Below are 3626 nucleotides of genomic sequence, written 5' to 3' on the forward strand. Positions count from 1 at the left end.
GCAAATTCCGTATAGAGGTTGGCCCAGGCTTCGATAATCCCTTCGGGGAAGCCGCGCGCGGTACGTATCAGTCGTTGTGCACTGGGGCCGATGCCATGCCCGTGACCTCGACTGATGATACGATCTGGCTCGCCGAACCTATTGAACTTCAGCTGCTCCGAATTCTCCAAGTCCCACTCGAGACCTCCTTCGCTCCCGAATATCCGCAACCGCAACCCGCCCCGATTTCCCGGGGCAAGGCGAGTAGCCATTAGGGTTCCCGGAACCTCGTTTTGATAGCGGGTGAACATGAACACCGTGTCTTCTAAAGGCTTTGGCGCGCCGCAGACATGGAACTCGGCCCTCAGGTCGGTTATCGGTAGGCCCGAGACAAAACTGGCGAGATGCGCGGCATGGGTGCCGATATCGCCGACACAGCTGGTCGGACCAGAAATCTCTGGGTCCAGCCGCCATTTGACGTGGGGCGCATCAGCCACATCATCGGGCGTCATCCAGTCTTGCATAAACTCAACATGGATCTGGTTGATGTTGCCGATACCGCCATCGGCCACGATCTGTTTCGCTTGCCGGATCACCGGAAAGCACGACATCGCATAACCGACGGCAAAGACCTGCCCGGTGCGCGCGGTGATCTTCTCAAGCCCCTCAGCCTCGGCGACTTCGTTGGTCAGGGGCTTGTCGCACAGCACGTCAATGCCCGCCTCCAGAAACGCTTTGGCCGCGTCGAAATGAACGTGGTTTGGGGTAGTGATCATGACGGCATCTACGCCGTCCGGGCGCGCTGCCTCAGCCTGCGCCATCACGTCGAACGACGCATAGCACCGGTCTGCCGGCAGAAACCACTCAGCCCCACGCGCCTTGCTGCGCGCGGCGTCAGAACTGAGAGCGCCTGCCGCGACCTCCCACCGGTCAGTCATCCGCGCCGCCGTTGCTTGCGTGACTGAGATCCGCCCTCCGCCAACAACGCCCAGCTGCAAACGGCGCGACAACCGGGGGAAAGAACCGTTAAAATTCAGGTTTTCGGGTAGAAGTCTCTCAGCCATTCTGAACCTCCATTTCCGGGACCCCTACGCCTTCCGGCAGTATTTCCACAGCCATGAAGATACTGGGGGTAATGGTCTCGTATTGATGCCAGGGATAGTTGCCTTCGGCGTTATACATCGGTTTGTGCGTCGTGCCAGGGGCCATGAATTCTTCGAGATAAAGGGTCGCGACGTCCCGTTCGCGGCATTGCTGCATTTTGCCAAAGCCTACGATTTGCGTGTGCACTTCGCGAAACCCCGGTACCGGGCAGAACGGATGATCCTTGTGCAATCCGACATTCAGTGGAACCGAACCGGAATGGTACATGGTCAGTCCAACATTACCCACGAAGACCTTTGGCGACATGTAGTGGCTGACACCGCGCAGACGCTCCTCCTGGCGAACATCAAAAGCAGATGGCCATGTAGCTTTGACAGTTGCGAACAGCTCGTTGTCATCGACATGGGCGTCGAAATCGTGGACAATTACTGCGCGTTCCACGCCTTTGAGAGAGCTATCTTGCACGATAACGGAGGAAAGCGGTGCAACGGTCTGATCCTCGACAGAGAGATTTCGCCCCCCAAGGTTAAGGACGATGGCGCGACCCTCGACAGATATTCTGCGCTCGTCAGTTATGTGCCGGACGCGAAAGAATGGCTGAGCAAAGTCGAGTGTCTCAATCGGCATGAACCAATTCCTTCCTCTCATCGTTAAGGAAATCGACCGGCAATGGCTCGGGAGCCGCGCAACGGCTTTCTATCGTCTGATAGGCGCCAAATTTCGGTGCCCGTTCGATCGCGTCCATGACCTCGAAAACGTGGTAGGCGAGCGCTCCACTTGCACGGGGTTGGCGTCCTTCTTGTGCCGCCAGGGCCAGATCCAAAAGGCCGATCCCGCGGCTGTCCTCATTGAACCCGTGTTTGTTGTCGACCACCTGCCAGCCTTCGCGACCGGATGGGCGCGGCTGATGAGACCAGCGCGAGGTCTCCCGCGTCTTCAGCCAGACATCCCCTTGAAAGATATTGGCACCATGTACCGGGTCAGGGTCTGGGATGCTGATGGTGCCTTTTTCACCGTAGATCTCGAACCGCGGCGTTTCGCTATCCCAGACGTCAAAGCTCATGGTCATCGACCCTATAGCCTCGGAAGAGAACTGCAGCAGGCTTAGGGAATGCGTGTCGACCTCGACATCCATCCATTCACCGTTGCGAGGGCCGTTTTCGATCATCCTTTTGTCGAACGTGCATCGCGCCATTCCAGCGACCCGGTCAACGGGACCAAGGCAGCAGATCATGGCGGTCAGGTAGTACGGCCCAAGGTCCAGCAATGGCCCACCACCCGCCTTATAGTAGAAATCCGGGTTGGGATGGTGGCGCTCCGTCCCATGGGTCCCGACATGGGCAAAAACCCCTGTCGGTTTGCCAATGGCGCCCTCGTCGATCAAGCGCCGAACGGTCTGCCAGCGACCGCCCAGAAATGTGTCGGGCGCGCAACCGACCAGTAACCCCTTTTCAGAGGCCATGTGCAGAATCGTCTTACCATCCGTTCGATCCATAACCAGCGGCTTCTCGGAATAGACGTGCTTGCCCGCCTCCAAGGCGCGCAGGCTGATGTCGGCATGGGCTGCCGGGATCGTCAGGTTCAGAACGCAGTCAATCGTAGGATCATCGAACACTTCATCTGGCGTGCAGGCCTTGGCGACACCGTATTGATCCGCTTTGGCGCGGCTTTCTAATGGATCGAGGCTTGCACAGGCCACGACCTCGACGCTCGAAAATTTGGATAGTGTTTTTAGATAGATATCGCTGATACGACCACAGCCGATAAGGCCGACCCGGAAGGATTTCGATGTCTCACCTGTCATCATTCCTGTCTTCGTAGAGGGGTAAGTAGTTCGGGGGCATAGGCCCTTTGTTCCGACCGCCCTGCCCCATCTGCTCCCAGGCGTGGGCGAGTATTCCGACCGAGCGGGACAGGCAGAACAGCCCCCGCGACAGGGGCGCGGGAAAGCCAAGTTCGCAGAAGATTACGGCTGTCGCGCCATCGATATTCATGGCAATCGGCCGACCGCAGCGTTGACGGCCGAGTTCGGCCTGAACCTCTTCTCCGATATCGGCAAATCGGCCAGAAACTGTGCCTTCTGCCGCCGCATCACGAACAAGTTGCATCAATCGGGGTGCACGTGGGTCGACGGGTTTGTGGAACCTGTGGCCAAAGCCCGAGACGATCTTGCCGTAGATTTCGCGCCAGCTGTCCAAGCCATCCCGAACAGCGTCATTCAAGGATGCCCCAGCATCCATCCTGGCCGCGATATCATAGTAAAGCTCAGCGCATTGCTCCCCTGCACCGCCGTGCACATCGCCCAGCATGTTCACCGCAGTCGCCATCGCATTATTGAGACCTACCCCGCAGGTGGCAGCCATACGCGCAGCCGCGATCGAGGGGGCCTGCGGGCCGTGATCCACGCCTGCGACCAAAGCGGCCTCGAACAGGCGCGCTTGTGCGTCGCTGGGCAGATCGCCCCGCACCATCAGCCAGATCATCTGCGGGAAAGATACGTTCCCGATCAGATCCTCAATGGGATGGCCACGAAACGCGATCTG

The 3626-nt window shown here is 58.6% G+C and carries 4 protein-coding genes; all 4 read right to left on the reverse strand.

What is annotated here, in order from left to right; all coding sequences use genetic code 11:
* Positions 1–1043: Gfo/Idh/MocA family protein (locus ACR0K5_RS24945; RefSeq protein ID WP_480632207.1), on the reverse strand; the 1043-nt coding region annotated here is incomplete at its 3' end.
* Positions 1036–1710 (reverse strand): hypothetical protein, encoded by a 675-nt coding sequence (locus ACR0K5_RS24950; protein ID WP_480632208.1) that lies wholly within the window; start codon positions 1708–1710, stop codon positions 1036–1038. The genes ACR0K5_RS24945 and ACR0K5_RS24950, both read right to left, overlap by 8 nt.
* Entirely contained in the window at positions 1700–2887 is a 1188-nt protein-coding gene (locus ACR0K5_RS24955) for a Gfo/Idh/MocA family protein (RefSeq protein ID WP_480632209.1), read from the reverse strand. Before ACR0K5_RS24955 ends, ACR0K5_RS24950 begins: the two co-directional genes overlap by 11 nt.
* The coding region (locus ACR0K5_RS24960) for a citryl-CoA lyase (RefSeq protein WP_480632210.1) at positions 2877–3626 on the reverse strand (750 nt) is incomplete at its 5' end. The genes ACR0K5_RS24960 and ACR0K5_RS24955, both read right to left, overlap by 11 nt.

This window comes from Ruegeria sp. AB9 (assembly GCF_056542585.1).

Coding starts and splice junctions, on each gene's coding strand:
- ACR0K5_RS24950 (WP_480632208.1), bottom strand. CDS start 1,710: ATGCCGATTGAGACACTCGACTTTGCTCAGCCATTCTTTCGCGTCCGG.
- ACR0K5_RS24955 (WP_480632209.1), bottom strand. CDS start 2,887: ATGACAGGTGAGACATCGAAATCCTTCCGGGTCGGCCTTATCGGCTGT.